A 16442-nucleotide genomic window follows, 5' to 3' on the forward strand; every position below is an offset into this window, starting at 1 on the left:
CCCAAGCTGAAAAGTGCACAGAAATGTGGCGAACGTCCCGCGAGTCGATTCTGGTGAGCTGATTTTTGATGACTAAACATTACTTCGCGTTCCCGTTCCAAAATATAGAACCATTGCGAAGTGCTGCGGTTATCGTGTCGTACTGCATCGCTGTCACGCTGCTCCTTGGGCCTGGTCCCCGCCTCCAAGGGTTCTTGATAAGCATCCTCAATGGCGATTCCGCGTCAATTTATAAGGCTGCGTATGGTGATCGGGTAACCCTCTTTGCAACCTTGGGCGAATGGCTTACCGAAGCTTATCAACCCAACTTTATACTCATCGCATTTGCGATCTCCGTTTTATCGATCACGGAAGGATCTCCACGCCGTATGCTGGGACGAGCAACCGCGATTGGATTCGGCGCACTGGCAATAAATGATCTAATCCTAAATCCGTTCGACCTTTCTATATTGGCCGAATCCTTGCTTTCCAACCTGCTAGGAGCATTTTTCCTGGCATGCGCAATCGTCACCTGGACACAAGTCGTGGAGTGGACGATTGATTACCTCCAGGTACATAAGGCGTATGTTCTTTTGTACGTATGCGCCGAAGTCTGTGCACTTGGATTCGTATCCAATGTAATCATTTTCTATGCTGCAGATTTTTTCTACAGGCCGCTACCTGTTCAAATAGACACCTATCTGGACGCGCCGCTGAATGGAGATCTTGGAACAGATCTATCAAGCTTCGATGACGGGGAAACGCCTTTCTCGCTGTTTCCTACAAGCTTCAAGGCGTCGCCTATTAGGTGGTATAATCCAGATGGAGGCCTGAGCGCGGCGTGGCATGCTACCAACCCAAATGCAAAGTTCGACTTGAAAGTCGACATTCTGTCCGGGTGCCTGCAAAGCGACTGGATTCCCGATCGGGGAACTGAGAAGTCGAGCTTCCGCGTTAACGATGTCAGACGAATGTCAGTCTCTTTCGACGGCGGCGCTTCGGATATTTGGATCCTAACGAAGGACCGGGGTCCGGCGAAATTATCCCTTGTGATGACAGAATTGGCTACTTCATTTGGAATCGAAAAGGGTAGCAAGCCTGGTTTCAAGAATATTTGGCAATTCATTGGCAGTAAGTCGGCTCTTGCGTACGGAAGTGGCGGAAGAACGCTTACCTTCTACGCCGGCACATCCTTTCTGGAGCCACACGACGAAGCTGACATCATAGAACTTGGCGAACGAAAGCTTCATGTGGAGATCGACGGCAAACCGCACCAAATCAACTTCGTTACACCGCCATCCAAAGCTCAAGATCGGGTTGAGTGCAAATTCATTGCAAGTCGCGGCCCCTTCGAAAACGGTGGTCTTACGCTGCCCAACTCGGCTCTAAATGTCGGAGTAAGAGTTACCATTTCAATACGGCCAACTGAGATGGTTTCGAGCCAAGACAGCGAACTAAGCATAGCCGGCGAAAGTGGGTGGCTCGCCGTGGATGACATCGACGATCAATCAATTCAGGATATGCCACAAGGCGTCGCGAGTCTGATCGAGGGCAACGGAAATTTGTCGATGGATGTCGATGGGCAGCAGCAAGACGTGCGACCGACAGACCGATACAGAGCCATTGGAGCGTTCCGGGCAGTAGGCACTGATGGCGGCAAAATAAGATTCCTGGGCACGGCTAGATCGCTGACGATAAATGAGCGACGGATTAATCCTACAAAGTTTGAGAGCAGTAAAATAACAGAGCAGCTGGCCGTCCTTGCCCCTATTTGGTTGATGTTTCTGGGCTTTTTATTAGTTCCCTTTCAGTCTGCAATTCGGCGTAATGAAACTTTTAAAAGCGTGACGGAGTTAGCCAGCCACTGAGAACTTCCGGCCGCAATCCTTCGGAGGGACAATTGCTCGGCTGTGCCGATAGCTATGCAGCAGGTTCGAGTTGTCGGACTTGGATGTCTATTCGGCAGCGCCAGCTTTTCAGAGCCTGGCGCTGCCTCTCATCCGCCCTTCGGGCGCCTTCTCCCCGTGAACGGGGAGAAGGGAAGATTCAGAGCCGAGCCAGCCCTCAATAATCGCCGTTGTAATACCGGTCGTCGCAGGGCGCGGTGTAAATCCGGCCGTAGCGGTCCTGGTAGCGGCAGAGCTGTTCGCCGCGGCGCTGCGGCGTGGTGGCCTGGCCGATGACGGCGCCAAGCAGGGCGCCGCCGGCGGCGCCGATCACCGTGCTCTTGGTGTTGCCGCCCAGCGCCTGGCCGGCGAGGGCGCCGGCGCCGCCGCCGATGAGTGCGCCGGTGGTTGCCCTCTGCTGCTGTTCGGTCTGTGTCGCGCAGCCCGCCAGAGCGGCAGTCATGAGCACGGCGGCAATGGCTTGTCTGATCATCATCTTGGAACTCCTTTGAAGCCCCAAACGCGGAATGGGGCGAATGGTTGCCAGTTGCTGGCGCATTGCGGCCAAACGGCGGCACGCAGGCTCACGAAATGAGACATGGTTTCTCAGGCCTTGAAGATGATGGTCGCCAAAGCGGAAACGCCTTTCGCGAACAAAACGATAGCGCCTCGGCTTGAATCGATACGCCAGCGCTGATCCGGCGCTTTCTGAACGACGTCCTTCCCGGAAAATTCCCCCCAAGAATGGAGATACCAATGACCCGAGGTCTTCCCCGGACGCTGTCGCGTGCCGCGGCGCGCGAATCCGGACTTGCCCCGCCCAGATTCGGTCTCAAGGCCGTCACCACGGGGCAGGGCGGATCGTACCGCACCGTGTTCACCCTTGCCGGCATGCAGGTGCCGGTGACAGATGCGCTGGCCTACGCCAGCCAGAAACTCTTCGACTTCGCCGACGGCAAGGTGCGCATCAAAGGCGGCACGGCACGATTGCAATTTGCGGTGCTGAGCACCCGCGCGGCGACCATCAACGACAATGCGGCGCTGACCTGGTCGCTGGGTTCGGCCGCGGCATCGAGCGCCACGCTCGCCGGCACCATGGTCAATGTGCTGGCTTCGACCAGCCGCACGCTGGACGGTGTTGGTGCTGCGCTGTCGACCGCCTCGACCGCGGATGTCGCTGCTGCAGCGACGCTGGATGGCACGGCGACGCCGGTGGATCTCTATCTCAACCTGGCGTTTGCCGCCGGCACCGACATCGACGCCGACGGTATGCTGGCAATCACCGGCACGATCACGCTGCTGTGGGAGAACTGGGGCGACAACGCGTAGGCGCCCGAACTGCTGATCTCCCCCCTCGTGGGGGAGATGCCCGGCAGGGCAGAGGGGGGCGCTGTCCCGCCGGCCTTTCCGCCGATCCAAACTCAATCCTTCAAGGGTAGCGCGCTGTAAGTGGACGCGAACGCCGCGTTCCTTCGCGCCCCCCTCTGGCCTACCGGCCATCTCCCCCACGAGGGCAGGGGAATCGCATATGCGGAACAAAGATGGAATCTCGCGACGTTTGTTCTCGACGCGATTCCGATTTGTTCGCCGTTCGATTCCTCGAAAGAGTCCATATGCGATTGCCCTGCCCACGAGGGGGAGATCAGCAGCTTCGCGGCCGGCGCTTCATCACCTCAACACAAGGAAATCTCACATGACAGATCTGGCAGACGCCGGGTCCGTGGCCTCGCGGCCGGCGGGCAACCTGGCAACGCCTCCGGCCGGCGGGGACAACGGGTCCGCCCCGCCGGCCGGCAAAAGTTGGTTTGACGGTCTTTCCGAAGGCAACCGCAAGCTCGCTGAAGCCAAGGGCTGGACCAAGGCCGAAAACCTCGATCGGTTTTTCACATCTTACGCCGAACTGGAACGGCAGCAGGGTGAAAGCCTGCGCGTTCCCGGACCTGACGCATCGCGGGAAGACTGGGACAAATTTCATGCCCGGCTTCCCGAGACCATGCGGCCGGTCACCTCATCCGAAAAGCTCGAATACCGACGGCCGGACGGCTTGCCGGAAAACTTCGCCTATTCGGACGAGCTCGCCAATGCGTCCAAGGCCTGGGCGGTCGAAGCGGGTGCTTCGCCGAAGACCGCGCAGGCCTATCACGACAAGTTCGTCGGCTACATGGCCGAGCAGGCGCGGGTGCAGGAAGTCGCCCTTGCCCGTTCGGTGGAAGCCACGCACGACGATCTTGTCAGGGATTGGGGACCGACCCAGAGCGATGGCTTTCGCCAAAAGCTCGAAGTCGCCAACCGGGCGATGAAGAAGCTCGGCCTGGTCGACGCCTACAAGGCAAAGGGCATCCTTCTGCCTGATGGCGCGCTGACCGATCCGCAGATAGCCAAGGCGTTTCACGCCATCGGCGAGGCGATGTTCAGGGAAGACACGATCGACGGCGGTGGGCGTTTGGGCACGGGCAATCCGTTCAAACGCAACGCCGCCGGCGAACGCAACATTTCGGCGATTTCAGCCCTTGTCAAAAGCGACCCCGCCCGCGCCCGGCGGCTGGCACGCGAGGCCGGAGAGAATCCGGACCTCTGGATGCCCAACAACCCGCTCTGACGAGCGGATCACCGCCACATCAAACCTCAAAGGAAGTCAAAAAATGGCAGACGCCTATACCCGCATCGCGGACGCGATTGTTCCGTCCGTTTATGCCCAGTACTCGTTCGAGGAGCATGTCCAGTCGCTGGAAATCTACCAGGCCGGCATCCTCTTCAACGACCCGGCCATCACCGCCAAGCTCTCGCTGGGCGGCCGCTCCGTCGACATGCCTGGCTGGAAGGATCTCGGCAACGACCCGTCGGAACCCGTCAATGACGATCCGGCCGATTCCATCGAGATGAAGAAGATCGGCGCCCGCCGCGAGGTCGCCGCCCGCAATGTCCGTGCCCAGGCCTGGGGCGTGCCCGACCTGACCTCGATCCTGGCCGGCGACGATCCGCAAAAACTGATCGTCAAACGGCAGACCGAGTACTGGCAGCGCGCCAACAAGCTGACCCTGCTCGGCATCCTGAAAGGCGTCGTCGCCGACAACATCGCCAATGACGGCGGCGACCTGGTGCGTGTCACCGGCGCCTCCATCGTCGACACCGACATCATCGAGGCCGCCTATCTCATGGGCGACCGCGCCGACAAGTTCAAGACGATCTGGATGCACTCCAAGCAGATGAAGGCGCTGAAGCTCGCCGACCTCATCGACTATGTGCCGTCTTCCGAACAGGGCGGGCCGCTCATCCCCTATTACATGGGGCTGCGCTGCGTGGTCGATGACGACATTCCGGTGGCGGCGGGCGTCTACACCGCCTTCATGTTCAAGGACAAGGCGATCCTGTGGAACGAGCTGCCGGTCAACACCGAGGGCGGGCCGCTGGAGTTCGACCGCAAGCCGCGCCAGGGCCATGGCGGCGGCGTCACCGAAATGGTGGGACGCCGGCATTTCGTGCCGCATGTGCCCGGCACCCGTTTCCTCGACGCGTCCTCGGCCGGCGAATTCGCCACCGACGCGGAACTCGCGCTGGCGGCGAACTGGGACCGCACCGCGTCCAGCGTCAAGAACATGACGTTCATCGCGCTGAAGACGACTGAAGCCTGATTAGGCTGAACAGCAACAGGCGGCTCCAGCTGTCCGCCTTTCTTATCGAGGACCGACATGATCCAATCCAAACGGAAACCGAAAGAAACCCGCAAGGAAGCGGTGCGTCGACAATTCCGCGAACAGGCGCTCAGGCTGGCGCCAAATCCTGGTGTTGTCCCGCTCGATAGTCGCGGCCTGCCACGCCGCAAACCGCACTACGCGACTGTGACCGTGAAGGTCTGACCCGATGGCCATCACCCCGCTCGACATCGCCAACATGGCGCTCGCCGTCCTCGACGAGGCGCCGGTGGACAGTCTCGACCAGGACGTCAAGGCGGCGCGTCTCTTGAATCTGCATTTCGACCTGACGCGGGAAGCGGAACTCACCAAACACGCCTGGGTGTTCGCGATCCTCGCCGCCAGCGTTGCCGGCGCCGACACCGGCAGCGGCGATTGCACCTTGAACTTCGCCTATGAACTGCCCGCCGATTGCCTGCGGCCGCTGCCGCCGACTGCAAATGGCGAGCCCGACGGCGTGCCGATCTCCTGGCGCCAGGAGGCCGGGCTGATCTACTCAGACCGCTCCGGTCCGCTGGTCATCCGCTACATCGCCAATCTCACCGATCCCAACGACTGGGACGCGCTGTTCACCGAAGTGCTGGTGGCCGCCCTTGCCATCAAGATCGCACATCCCTTGACCCACAAGGCCGGCATGATCGACATTGCCCGCTCGGCCTATGACCGTGCGCTCGACGCCGCCTTTACCGCAAATGCCATCCAGCGCGGCGGCCGGCTCTACACCGCCTCCTGGGCGCAGCAGCGCGGCGACTTCCGGGTGTTTGGCCGATGACCGCGCTCTATCCCGTCCAGGACGTCTTCACGCGTGGCGAGATCTCGCCCAGGCTGCACGCCCGTGCTTCGCTCGATTTCTATCGCGCCGCGCTGGCGAAATGCGAGAACTTCGTCACCTTGCCGCATGGCGGCATCAGGAAGCGTGGCGGGACGTATTTCGTTGGCGGGGTAAAAACCCCCGCCAAGGCGACGCGGCTGATCCCGTTCATCTTCAGCGCCGACCAGGCCTATGCGCTGGAATTCGGCGACCTTTACATCCGTGTCTACGCCTACGGTGCGCGCGTCGGCACGGTCGAGGTGGCAAGCCCGTATCTCGAGGCTGACCTGTTCGATCTGCAATACGTCCAGTCCGCGGATCAGATGTGGATCACGCATCGCAACTACCCGCCCAAGGTGCTGACCCGTACGGCCCACACGATTTGGACGCTGACCGATTTCGAATTTCTCGACGGGCCCTATGACCCGATCAATACAACCGGGACGACGATGACGTCGGCCAGCTACGGCGGCTACGCGCCAAAGATGACGAGCAACACGGCACCGAGCGGAACAGTAAGTGCATCGAACGCGTCCAGTGATGCATATCTGATCATGGACAAGAACAGCAGGACGGTTGCCGAGGTGGGCTCGGGAACAAATGGCTGGATACAGTACCGGCAGCCGGGTGGTGCGCAGAAGGTTTGCAACGCCTACTGGGTGCAGGCTGCCAACAGTGCTTCCGAAGCCGAAAACATGCCGACGCAATGGGAAATCCAGGGCTCCAACGACGGGTCGACATGGACAACCATCGATTCGCAGGTAGGGCAGATGGGATGGGGAAACTCCGAGCGGCGTTTCTTCGAGTTCGTCAACAAGACTGCTTTCGAATATCTGCGCATGGACGTGGAAGGCGGCGGCGGTGCCGACAGCACCAGAACCGATTTCGCGGAGTGGGCGCCCAACGAAGACGGCGACACGATGACGCCGTTCAACCTGACGGCATCGTCGATTGCCGGCATCAACGACGGCGCCGGGTTTCAGACATCGGATGTCGGCCGCGCCATCCGGCTGCTCGGTTCGGACGGACGGTGGCGCTGGGCCAAGATTGTCGCGCGCACGAGCGCGACGGTCGTTACCGTTCGCATGTATGGACACGCCTTGCCGGACCTGAGCCCGATCACGCGCTGGCGGCTCGGCACTTTTGTGCCCGGCAAATATGTCGAGAGCGGTTCCCTCTATGAAGAGCGGTTAACCTTCAGCCGAAAGTTTTCCGTCTATGCCTCGCAGACCGGCGACTTCGACAATTTCGCGCTCGGCGAAAAGAACACCGACGCGCTGGAGTTCATCCAGGCCGGCGGCGGCCAGGCCAATGACATCGCATGGGTTGCGGACGCCGATGGCGCGCTTCTGATTGCGACCGCCGGCGGTATCCGGGCGATGTCGGGTTCCGGTGTCGATGAAGCCCTGACCCCTTCGTCATTCAAGAACAGGAAATCGCGCACGTTTGGCGCGGCTGCCATACGGCCGGTCGATGCGGGACAGTCGTTCCTCTACGTCACCCGCTCGCGCATGGCGATCGCCGAGCTCACCCAGGCAGCGACCGGCAAATACACCTCGGACGATGTCGGGCAGATCTCCGAGCACATCCCGAAGCAGGGTGTCATCGAACTCGCCTTCCAGACCGATCCCGATCCGTTGCTGTGGTTCCCGCTCGATAATGGCGAGTTGGGCGGCTACACACATCAGCCTTCGCAGGAAGTCCGGGGCATGCACCGGCACGACATCGCCGGTTCGTTTTCGGGCTCGGCCTGGGGGATGGTCGAAAGCGCATGTGTCACCCCCGGGCAGGATGGAAATGACGATCTGTGGCTGATCGTGAAGCGCACCATTGGCGGCGCCACCAAACGCTATATCGAAATCAAGACGTCACCCTTCGAATATGGCGACATCAGCGATGCTTTCGAGGTCGACTGCGGCCTGACCTATTCGGGCGTGGCCGTGGCCACGGTTTCTGGGCTCTCGCATCTCAACGGGCAATCGGTGGATGTGCTGGCCGACGGCAATGTCTACAAGAGCCTGACCGTCGGCTCAGGGCAGGTCACGCTTCCCGGCGGCGCCACCGCGGCGAAATGGCAGGTCGGCTTGCCCTATGCGGCCGAGGTGGCAACGCTGGAACTCGATGTCGGCGGCAGGGACGGTTCAATCGTCGGCCGTCGCAAGAAGGTGGCCCGGATCATCCTGTCGCTGCTGGAAACCGACACCACCGGACTTCAGGTGCAGTCCTTCCTCCGCGGCCGCTGGGAACCGGTTCGCATGCCAAGCATCGTCGCGCCGGACGGCAAGGCGAAACTGTACAGCGGCAATGTCGATGTACCGATCGACGACAGCTGGGAGGGGCAGGGCCGGGTGAGGATCCGCCACGTCAATCCCACGCCCTGCACGATCCGGGCTTTCACGCCGGTGTTTGATGCTGAACCGTAGAAACTGCTGATCTCCCCCCTCGTGGGGGAGATGGCCGGCAGGCCAGAGGGGGGCGCTGTCCCGCTGGCGTCTCAGAAGATCGAAACCCCCTCGGCAGGTCTTCAGTACATCTGAGTTAACTCCAGCGCAGCGATCCTTCGCGCCCCCCTCTGCCCTGCCGGGCATCTCCCCCACGTGGGGGAGATCGGCTCTTCGCCGCCCCGCTCCTCTCACCAAGGAACCCACTCCCATGACCCCCCATGCCGAAACCCTCGGCAGGGCGCGGACGGCTGCCGATTTCGCTGCCGTCATCGCCTTGCTCGATACCGACCTCAACGACGCCGTCTCCCGCCGGCGCGACCTCGAGAAGGCCGAGGACCAGGCGGTCTTCGGCGACGGTGATCTCGCCGCCGCGCGTGCCGCGCTCGATGCCTGCAACGACGATATCGCCCTGCTGGAAAAGACCATCTGCGCCGCCGACACGCGCCGCATCGAAGCCGCCGAGAGCGAAGCCCGTGCCGACATTGCCACGCTCGGCGAGAAGATCGCGGCCAAGGCTGAAGCGCTCGGCAAACGCTGGCGCACGGCCGCCCGCCTGGTCGAGCAGCTTCGCCAGGAACTGTTCGAGGCAGATGCGCTTGTCCGCGCCATCGCCACCGCCAACGGCCTGTTCGATGCCGCCGGTGTCACCGAGCTGAAGGTCAACCTCACCACTGCCCGCCGTGCCGCCATGGCCGGCGCGCGCGCCGCCGCACCGGCGCGCCTCAGCCGCGCCGGCCTCCAGGCCGACCGGCTGCTTCTGTCCCTGCTCGCCACCGGTGGCGCGCTCGACCCACGCCCGCAGCTCGGCGCGCCGGTCGCCGGCGTCAAAACCAAATTCATTCCTGCAACGGCGCGAGGCTGAACCATGTGCACACTTGCCCTTCTCGGACTGGCAGGCACTGCCCTGTCTGTCGGCGGCGCGCTGGTCGAGGGCCAGCAGTCGAAGCAGGTGGCCGACTATCAGGCCAAGGTCTACGAGCAGCAGGCGCAAGCCGACGCCCAGCAAGCCGCCTTCGACCAGACCCAGGAGCGCCACAAGCAGGATCTGCTGCAGGCGCAGGCCCTCGCCCAGGCCGGCGCGTCCGGCGTCGGCATTGCCGGCTCGCCGACCGAGGTGCTGGCGGCCAACGCCCGCCAGGGCCAGACGGATCTCGGCGCGCTGCTCTACGGCTCGAAGCTGCGCCAGAACAATCTGAACACTCAGGCCGCCATCTCGCGCTTTTCCGGCAAGCAGGCGGTGACAGCGTCGCTCTTCAAGGCAGGCGATGCGCTGGTTGGCGGCCTCTCCAAAATCTACGACCCGACGAAGGCGATGGCTTCCAGTGCGACCACCGTGCCAGGTCGTTCCGTGATCTTCGGGGGCTCAGCCGTCAGGGCTCCGTGGGTGGGGAACACCTAGATGGTTCACATCATCCCCCTTTCCGTCGGCCAGCGCCGGCTCGATACCGGCAATGCGGTGCAGTATCCCCAAGGGTCGCCGATCGGCGGCGCCATGCAGGGTTTTGGCGACCACCTTTCCGCTCTGGCCGAACGCTACCAGCAGATGAAAGACCAGCAGGACGCGTTCGACGCCGAGCTGGCGCGTCGCAGCTTCGACGCGCGGATCGCGCAGGCCGAAGGTGACGTGACGGCGAACGCGCCGAAGGATGGCGCGGGTATGCATGAAGCCATGTATGGCGAGGTCGACCTGCGCGCCGGCCGGGTGGTGAAAACAGGCCTGTTCGACAAACTGTTCGACGATGCGAAGCGGACGATGCCCGAAAGCCAGCAAGCCGCTTTCGCAGGTGAGAAGGAAAACAAGCGCGTCGTTGGCGCATACCGCATGGCGCTGCGGCAAAAGACAAAGCGCGACGACTACGAGAAGGCCGTCGTTGACACGACGCTGACGACCAATGCCATCGCGATCGCACAAGGCGACCCGAACGACACCGCGACCTTCGAGGCGATCCGGCAGAGCGGGCTCGACCTGATCGCCAAGATCGGCAACCCGCTCACCCGGCAAGCCGCGGAAGCATCGTGGCGCACCAACTCGGCCAAGGCGCTGGTTCAGGCGATGATCGCCACAAACCCGAAGCGGGCTGCCGAGATGCTGGGGGCGGTGCAGGCGGGAGGGCGGGCCGAGGATGGCACGGCAGAGGCTGTTAGCGATCAGCCGAGGAGTGCCACAAGCGCCCTGGCTTCAACAGGCGATCACGTCAGCGAGCTTATGCCCGAAGAAGGTGAGGCACAGTCCAACGGAATGGCTGTGCGAGCGGCATCTCCATGGATTGCCGACCTGCCGCCGAATGATCTGCAGGATCTTGGCCAGAAGGCCGAGGTCGCGATGACGGACCAGATCTTTGATGCACGCACCAACGTCCAACTCGCTTATCAGAATGCGCCGGACGCCCTCATGTACACCGGCACCTACTCCGGAGAGAGGCCGGGCGACGAAGACCTTGCTGCGGTCTATGGCGTTGAGGAGGGCGGCAGACAGTCTATTGAGCTCGACCGGACCTTCAAGGTCGGAGCTCAGGCATTCGATATGGTCAGAATGCCGAAGGACTCCGTCGAGGCGAAAGTGCTCGCGGCCAAGCCCAAGCCAGGCAGTGCGACCCCTGAGCAGGACCAGGCGCAGTTTGACATAACCACGTCCGCAGCCAGGCAGGTTTTGCAGGCTCGCGCCGCCGATCCTGCCGATCTTGTTCGCAAGATCGATCCGATGGCGGACAGCTACTGGGACGCGACATTGAGCGCGGACAGCTATGATCTAGCTGGCTATCAGAAGGCGATTGCCCGCTCTGTCGCCGTGCAAAAGCAGCTTGGCATCAAGGACATCCAACCGCTGCCGGATAGGCTTGTTAAAACCTACATAGACATCGTGCTCGACCGGACCAGATCGCAACGCGAGAAGGATGTAGCTTTCAGCGCGTTGTTTGCAGGAACGACAGATCCGAATGTTCTTGCGGCCATGTCCGGACAACTCGCGCGCGAGGGGTTATCCCGGCTACTGCGAGACACAGCGTTCGAATTGCCGAGTACGGTGGCGGAGAAGCAGGAGCGTGATGCGCTATTGGCTCGGTGGGGGCAAAGTCCCGACGCTAGTGACCCGACAAGGCCGACAATGCGCCAGCGGCTTGCGGCATGGGCGCTGCTAGACCAGCGAGCAAGCAGCACCTGGGGGAATCTCGTCCTGGGTACGCTTGGCAGCCGAGGAATTTATGAAAACTCAGAGTTCCTTGGTCGATTTCACGCCGCTTGGCGCCCTCTTTGCGGCTGATGAGGCGAAGAGAGCCTTTGACAAAGGCAACTACGGTGAAGCTGCTTTGAATGCAGCAGGCGCTATTCCTGCCGGCCCGGCGGCGGCGGGCTTCAAGCGGTTGGGCAAATTCGCCAAGTTGGACAAGCTTTTTTCCAAGGTATCAGACCTTTATTCAGACGTTCCAGATCTACCACAGAGGCCTTTTGAAGAAGACTACCCGAATGGGCCGTTTGCTAACGAAAAGATCCAACTGCGAGTCAGCAGCAGAGATCACGAACTCGTCGCAAAATATGTTGCAGGCAGAAACCATGTTGGCGGGGCCGATCTGGCAATAGCACCGACAGATGTTCGCGTGATTGGAGAGAAAATTACAGGAAATCCAATAAAATTTGAATTTCCAAAGCCGGGGGAAGGAGCCTGGATTGGCAAAATCGAGGTCGATGAATCTGGCCGACCTGTCCAGATATACATTCAGTCTGGATTGAGTGAAAAGGAGTATAATGAGGCCATCCTACATGAGGTTGCGCATGCGATAGACCTCACGGCAGGCCCAATATCTCCTCAAGGGGCACTGCACGAGGTGGCGCCAAATTATTCGATCCTGGCTGGGGGCGATACTTCGGAAAATGTAATCACTCCGCATCGCCAAGGGTATAAAGATCAAATAGCACAGTACGAATACGTCGCCGAAGCTATCCGGGCATATATGGCAAATCCAAACTATTTCAAAACAGTTGCTCCTATTTTTGCTGCAAAGATACAGGATGTGGTCAATATGCATCCTGTGTTGAAGCACATAATCCAATTCAACAGCCTGCTCGTAGCCGCTGGAACCGTTGCAGGTATTGCGGTTGCCAGCAGGGCGGAGAGTGGCAGCCTACAAGGCGGCAAGCTGTAGCGCACGGATTGCCGAGACGGTTGAGGCGTTGCTCCAAAACTCCAGTGGTTATAGGATGTGAGCAGGTTGGGCGCGCACTTGCGTCGCGCCGCCTGATAGGGCTACGCATGACCAAGCCGCCTAGCGAATTTCTGAAGGATCTGCCGGAGCGGAACGGGCGTTTGCGGTTTCGCGGTTCCGGCCTGAAATCGGCGAGCTATTTTTTGGCCGACAACCCGGACCAAACTGAACACCAGGCATTAGTTAGCGAACAATCCTCGGCGAAGATAAATTGGCAGTGGCGCTTGGCGACGTGCGATCCAGCCGAATACGAAGCGCTGGCGGCCCAGTCCGAGCAAGAGGATCTTGCCTGGGAAAAGAAAACGGGCTGCAAGGTGTTTGTGTCGATCGACAAGAAGGCCTTGCGCAAATATCTCCGAGAGCACGACTCGCCAAATGTTGGCAGTCCAGAATTAAGAGCCTGGGCGCGCAATTATCCTGAAGACGAATGATGCGTACTGGCCACGCAGCATGAAATGCAAAAGCGTGAGGGACACCCGTCCGCGAGCTTGCAATCGGAAAGGTCTTCGACGGAATATCCGCTGTCCACTCAGATAAGGTCATGATTGGAGAGCGATGGTGTTCGAGACATTCCGTCAAAATTTCGCTATCGAAACCAGGGCGCCGGCGGACGGAAATCCTCTCCCGGATACACGCATAGTGGGACTTGGCGAGTTGCTTGCCAGCTTCGGCGGCGCCTCATTCAAGCAAGGCTTGTACCGGATTATCAGAGCGCAGGACCTCGCAGCGTGGAACGCGAGGGGGAACCTGGGCTTCCCAGAGTTCGCGGGACGGATCACCTGCTTTGGTTACGATTGGCAGGGCACTGCCTTGGGGTCGATACTCAAAGGTTGGAGGAGGGACAGCCCGGCGTCCTCATGTTCGAGCCCGGTACAGCCGAAATACTTGAGATCCCTGCGAACATCGAAACCTTCCACGATGCGCTGATGATAGAAAATCCGGATGCTGCGCTGACAGCCAACATATACGTTGAGGACTGGCTTGCGGCCGGCGGGGCACAACCTGCCTTTGATCAATGCATCGGCTACAAGAAACCACTGTTTCTTGGGGGAGAAGATGACATCTCCAATCAGGAACTCATCGACCTGGAAGTGTATTGGCACATCATGGGCCAAGTCATCGCCAAGGTAACAGCTTCCACCGGGGACGCCGGTTCGTGCCTAGGGTTGAACTGAAAAGTTGCTTGGCTATCTCATCCAGCAACCCGTTTAATGACCGGTGAGTATTTTTGCATTGACCGATAGGTGGCTGGCGGGTTGGGCGGCGCACGGTGATGGACAAACCAGACCTAGCGAATGTCGTGCGATTGCCGCCGGTGAATGTCAGCACCGGCGAGAGCGAACTTGACTCCACCCGCGTTGAGGCTCGCGAACACCTCGAATTCTATGATTGGGTTTTGTCCGTCAAGGGCGAGTATCTCGGCTACGGCGCCGAAGGTATCATCTACATCTTTCTGTTCGAGATTGAGCCTGGAAGGCCGGACATACCAGCATGGATTTGGGTGATCGTCGGCGACGTGCCGCCGACATATATCCCGGCCGACGACACCAGGACCCCTTTCGAGGCTCTCGATGGTTACATCGGTGCGCTTGAAGACTGGGTCGATGCCGCGCGTCAGGGAAAATCCGTGGCGAAGTTGATACCAGTCAATGTCGATGCGACTCCCGCCAACGCCGAGATGCTGGCAGGTCGCCTCAAGTTCCTCGATGAGAGGATTCTGCCAGAGCTTCGGAGTTGATCTGCCCCCCTTAGTCGCGGGACACCACCAGTCAGCGCCTCGAAGGTGATGGGACAGTCCAGGCGCAAGTGCTTTCAATCCGGGAACAACGAGAGCACCCGGCCAAAACGGGCGGGGGCCGCTCCGCCGACCAAAGCGCCAGCCCGCCACCGACCCGAAATCTTTCAGCCTCGCTTTCGCGGGGCTTTTTTCATGGAGCAAGCCTTATGGCCCGACCTGCAACTGCCGCCGTTCGCCTGTTGACCGGCGAACGCGAACCCGTGCGCCTGGCGACGACGAACAACGTCACCCTCTACGGCCTGCAGACCATCGACGGCGTGCCTGCCGAGGTCGGCGACCGCGTGCTGGTGAAGAACCAGACCGAAGCCCGCGACAACGGCATCTATACGGCAAGCGAAGGCGAGTGGTTCCGCGCCGCCGACGCCCGCAGCAGCCGCACCATGCAGAAGGGCACGACGGTGCATGTGCAGGAGGGCACGGTCTCGGCCGACTTCGTCTATGTCTTCGAAACACTCGACCCGGTGATCGGCGCCGACGCGATTGCACTCGCCTTCTACCTGTCCGATGACACGCTGGGCGATGCGGTGAGCGCAGCCGGCGCCGCCGCTGCCAGCGCCGCCGCGGCGCTGACCTCGAAGAACGCTGCCGCCACCAGCGCCACCAATGCCGGGACCTCAGCCACCGCAGCCGCGGGGTCGGCCACGGCAGCATCGGGCTCCGCCACGACGGCCGCGACCAGCGCTACCAATGCAGCCAATTTGGCGACGGCGGCTGCTGGGTCTGCGTCGGGCGCGGCGACCAGTGCCACCAACGCCAGCAACTCGGCCACGGCGGCGGTCGGTTCTGCGAGTGGCGCTTCAGGTTCAGCCACCGCTGCTTCCACCTCGGCGACCAACGCAGCGACCTCCGCCACCAATGCCGCGGCCAGCGCGTTGGCGGCGGCAACATCGGTGGCAGCACTTGGCTATACGTTTTCGACTACAACGACCGACGCCGTGATGCACTTGAGGTGCTGGAAGAAGCCAGCGACAATGCCTACTTAAGGAGCAATCCAAAGGAGGTATGATATGGTGACGTCCACCGAACGTGCAGTGCTTGCCGGCGGTTGTTTCTGGGGCATGCAGGATTTGATCCGGCGCTATCCCGGCGTGATTTCGACGCGCGTCGGCTACAGCGGCGGCGATGTCCCCAATGCCACCTACCGCAACCACGGCACTCATGCCGAAGCCATCGAGATCATTTTCGATCCGGCCAGGATCAGCTTTCGCACGCTGCTCGAATCCTTTTTCCAGATCCACGATCCGACCACGAAGAACCGCCAGGGCAATGACGTCGGAATGAGCTACCGCTCGGCGATTTTCTATACCAGCGACGAGCAGAAGCGCGTCGCCGAGGATACCATTGCCGATGTCAATGCCTCGGGGCTGTGGCCCGGCAAGGTCGTCACCGAACTGGCCCCGGTGGGTGATTTCTGGGAGGCCGAGCCCGAGCATCAGGACTATCTCGAGAAATACCCCAACGGCTACACCTGCCACTTTGTCAGGCCGGGCTGGAAGCTTCCGGTCCGCGAAAAGGCCGTTTCGTAACACACTCATGACCGGCCGATACCGGTATCGCTTCAGAGCGCCGCACCCGAAAGGGTGTGGCGTTTTTTGCGTTTGTTCGCGGCGTTTCCACCGCGAGCGCATCCGGA

17 protein-coding genes are annotated in these 16442 nt (G+C 60.9%); 16 read left to right on the forward strand and 1 reads right to left on the reverse strand.

The window, feature by feature from the left end; translation table 11 throughout:
• The first annotated feature begins 68 nt into the window (after nt 1–68).
• A complete protein-coding gene (locus tag AC1DZ8_RS14265) occupies nt 69–1847 on the forward strand; it encodes a hypothetical protein (protein WP_477310660.1) in 1779 nt (592 codons plus the stop codon).
• Between the two features lie 196 nt (nt 1848–2043).
• Here the strand turns inward: AC1DZ8_RS14265 and AC1DZ8_RS14270 are convergent, their stop codons facing one another.
• The gene (locus AC1DZ8_RS14270) at nt 2044–2361 is read right to left on the reverse strand and encodes a YMGG-like glycine zipper-containing protein (protein WP_477310662.1); all 318 of its coding nucleotides are present in this window, start codon (nt 2359–2361) and stop codon (nt 2044–2046) included.
• Between the two features lie 260 nt (nt 2362–2621).
• On the opposite strand from AC1DZ8_RS14270, the gene AC1DZ8_RS14275 reads away from it, so the two are divergent.
• The 15 genes from AC1DZ8_RS14275 to msrA all read left to right on the forward strand — a co-directional run bounded on the left by AC1DZ8_RS14275 (nt 2622) and on the right by msrA (nt 16335).
• A complete protein-coding gene (locus AC1DZ8_RS14275; protein WP_477310664.1) occupies nt 2622–3194 on the forward strand; it encodes a hypothetical protein in 573 nt (190 codons plus the stop codon).
• 364 nt (nt 3195–3558) lie between these two features.
• The gene (locus tag AC1DZ8_RS14280) at nt 3559–4464 is read left to right on the forward strand and encodes a hypothetical protein (RefSeq protein ID WP_477309247.1); all 906 of its coding nucleotides are present in this window, start codon (nt 3559–3561) and stop codon (nt 4462–4464) included.
• A 43-nt stretch (nt 4465–4507) separates the two neighbouring features.
• Nucleotides 4508–5497 (forward strand): Coat protein, encoded by a 990-nt coding sequence (locus AC1DZ8_RS14285; RefSeq protein ID WP_477309246.1) that lies wholly within the window; start codon nt 4508–4510, stop codon nt 5495–5497.
• 57 nt (nt 5498–5554) lie between these two features.
• Nucleotides 5555–5722: a hypothetical protein gene (locus AC1DZ8_RS14290; RefSeq protein WP_477309245.1), complete on the forward strand. Its 168-nt coding sequence runs from the start codon at nt 5555–5557 to the stop codon at nt 5720–5722.
• Between the two features lie 4 nt (nt 5723–5726).
• The gene (locus tag AC1DZ8_RS14295; protein ID WP_477309244.1) at nt 5727–6329 is read left to right on the forward strand and encodes a phage connector family protein; all 603 of its coding nucleotides are present in this window, start codon (nt 5727–5729) and stop codon (nt 6327–6329) included.
• Entirely contained in the window at nt 6326–8791 is a 2466-nt protein-coding gene (locus AC1DZ8_RS14300) for a phage tail protein (protein ID WP_477401072.1), read from the forward strand. The genes AC1DZ8_RS14295 and AC1DZ8_RS14300 overlap by 4 nt, the downstream gene beginning before the upstream one ends.
• A 229-nt stretch (nt 8792–9020) precedes the next feature.
• A complete protein-coding gene (locus tag AC1DZ8_RS14305; RefSeq protein ID WP_477401074.1) occupies nt 9021–9674 on the forward strand; it encodes a hypothetical protein in 654 nt (217 codons plus the stop codon).
• Between the two features lie 3 nt (nt 9675–9677).
• Nucleotides 9678–10211: a hypothetical protein gene (locus AC1DZ8_RS14310; RefSeq protein WP_477309241.1), complete on the forward strand. Its 534-nt coding sequence runs from the start codon at nt 9678–9680 to the stop codon at nt 10209–10211.
• Nucleotides 10212–12071 (forward strand): hypothetical protein, encoded by a 1860-nt coding sequence (locus AC1DZ8_RS14315; protein WP_477309240.1) that lies wholly within the window; start codon nt 10212–10214, stop codon nt 12069–12071. It abuts the gene before it with no gap.
• Nucleotides 12013–12951 (forward strand): hypothetical protein, encoded by a 939-nt coding sequence (locus tag AC1DZ8_RS14320; RefSeq protein ID WP_477309239.1) that lies wholly within the window; start codon nt 12013–12015, stop codon nt 12949–12951. The genes AC1DZ8_RS14315 and AC1DZ8_RS14320 overlap by 59 nt, the downstream gene beginning before the upstream one ends.
• A 107-nt stretch (nt 12952–13058) precedes the next feature.
• On the forward strand, nt 13059–13442 hold the full coding sequence (locus AC1DZ8_RS14325) for a hypothetical protein (RefSeq protein WP_477309238.1): 384 nt from the start codon (nt 13059–13061) through the stop codon (nt 13440–13442).
• Nucleotides 13443–13868: 426 nt separating this feature from the next.
• On the forward strand, nt 13869–14186 hold the full coding sequence (locus tag AC1DZ8_RS14330; protein ID WP_477309237.1) for a T6SS immunity protein Tdi1 domain-containing protein: 318 nt from the start codon (nt 13869–13871) through the stop codon (nt 14184–14186).
• A 98-nt stretch (nt 14187–14284) separates the two neighbouring features.
• On the forward strand, nt 14285–14749 hold the full coding sequence (locus AC1DZ8_RS14335) for a hypothetical protein (protein WP_477309236.1): 465 nt from the start codon (nt 14285–14287) through the stop codon (nt 14747–14749).
• Between the two features lie 206 nt (nt 14750–14955).
• A complete protein-coding gene (locus AC1DZ8_RS14340) occupies nt 14956–15792 on the forward strand; it encodes a hypothetical protein (RefSeq protein ID WP_477309235.1) in 837 nt (278 codons plus the stop codon).
• A gap of 24 nt (nt 15793–15816) precedes the next feature.
• Nucleotides 15817–16335, forward strand: coding sequence for a peptide-methionine (S)-S-oxide reductase MsrA (gene msrA / locus AC1DZ8_RS14345; RefSeq protein ID WP_477309234.1), 519 nt, complete (start codon nt 15817–15819; stop codon nt 16333–16335).
• Nucleotides 16336–16442 lie beyond the last annotated feature (107 nt).

Source organism: Mesorhizobium sp. P2_F7 (assembly GCF_056403695.1).

Excerpts from the sequence above, each read along its gene's own strand:
- AC1DZ8_RS14270 (WP_477310662.1), bottom strand. The coding sequence starts at position 2,361 with ATGATGATCAGACAAGCCATTGCCGCCGTGCTCATGACTGCCGCTCTG.
- AC1DZ8_RS14335 (WP_477309236.1), top strand. The coding sequence starts at position 14,285 with ATGGACAAACCAGACCTAGCGAATGTCGTGCGATTGCCGCCGGTGAAT.
- AC1DZ8_RS14300 (WP_477401072.1), top strand. The coding sequence starts at position 6,326 with ATGACCGCGCTCTATCCCGTCCAGGACGTCTTCACGCGTGGCGAGATC.
- AC1DZ8_RS14290 (WP_477309245.1), top strand. The coding sequence starts at position 5,555 with ATGATCCAATCCAAACGGAAACCGAAAGAAACCCGCAAGGAAGCGGTG.
- AC1DZ8_RS14340 (WP_477309235.1), top strand. The coding sequence starts at position 14,956 with ATGGCCCGACCTGCAACTGCCGCCGTTCGCCTGTTGACCGGCGAACGC.
- AC1DZ8_RS14325 (WP_477309238.1), top strand. The coding sequence starts at position 13,059 with ATGACCAAGCCGCCTAGCGAATTTCTGAAGGATCTGCCGGAGCGGAAC.
- AC1DZ8_RS14315 (WP_477309240.1), top strand. The coding sequence starts at position 10,212 with ATGGTTCACATCATCCCCCTTTCCGTCGGCCAGCGCCGGCTCGATACC.
- AC1DZ8_RS14285 (WP_477309246.1), top strand. The coding sequence starts at position 4,508 with ATGGCAGACGCCTATACCCGCATCGCGGACGCGATTGTTCCGTCCGTT.
- AC1DZ8_RS14280 (WP_477309247.1), top strand. The coding sequence starts at position 3,559 with ATGACAGATCTGGCAGACGCCGGGTCCGTGGCCTCGCGGCCGGCGGGC.
- msrA (WP_477309234.1), top strand. The coding sequence starts at position 15,817 with ATGGTGACGTCCACCGAACGTGCAGTGCTTGCCGGCGGTTGTTTCTGG.
- AC1DZ8_RS14305 (WP_477401074.1), top strand. The coding sequence starts at position 9,021 with ATGACCCCCCATGCCGAAACCCTCGGCAGGGCGCGGACGGCTGCCGAT.
- AC1DZ8_RS14295 (WP_477309244.1), top strand. The coding sequence starts at position 5,727 with ATGGCCATCACCCCGCTCGACATCGCCAACATGGCGCTCGCCGTCCTC.
- AC1DZ8_RS14275 (WP_477310664.1), top strand. The coding sequence starts at position 2,622 with ATGACCCGAGGTCTTCCCCGGACGCTGTCGCGTGCCGCGGCGCGCGAA.
- AC1DZ8_RS14265 (WP_477310660.1), top strand. The coding sequence starts at position 69 with ATGACTAAACATTACTTCGCGTTCCCGTTCCAAAATATAGAACCATTG.
- AC1DZ8_RS14310 (WP_477309241.1), top strand. The coding sequence starts at position 9,678 with ATGTGCACACTTGCCCTTCTCGGACTGGCAGGCACTGCCCTGTCTGTC.
- AC1DZ8_RS14330 (WP_477309237.1), top strand. The coding sequence starts at position 13,869 with ATGTTCGAGCCCGGTACAGCCGAAATACTTGAGATCCCTGCGAACATC.
- AC1DZ8_RS14320 (WP_477309239.1), top strand. The coding sequence starts at position 12,013 with ATGAAAACTCAGAGTTCCTTGGTCGATTTCACGCCGCTTGGCGCCCTC.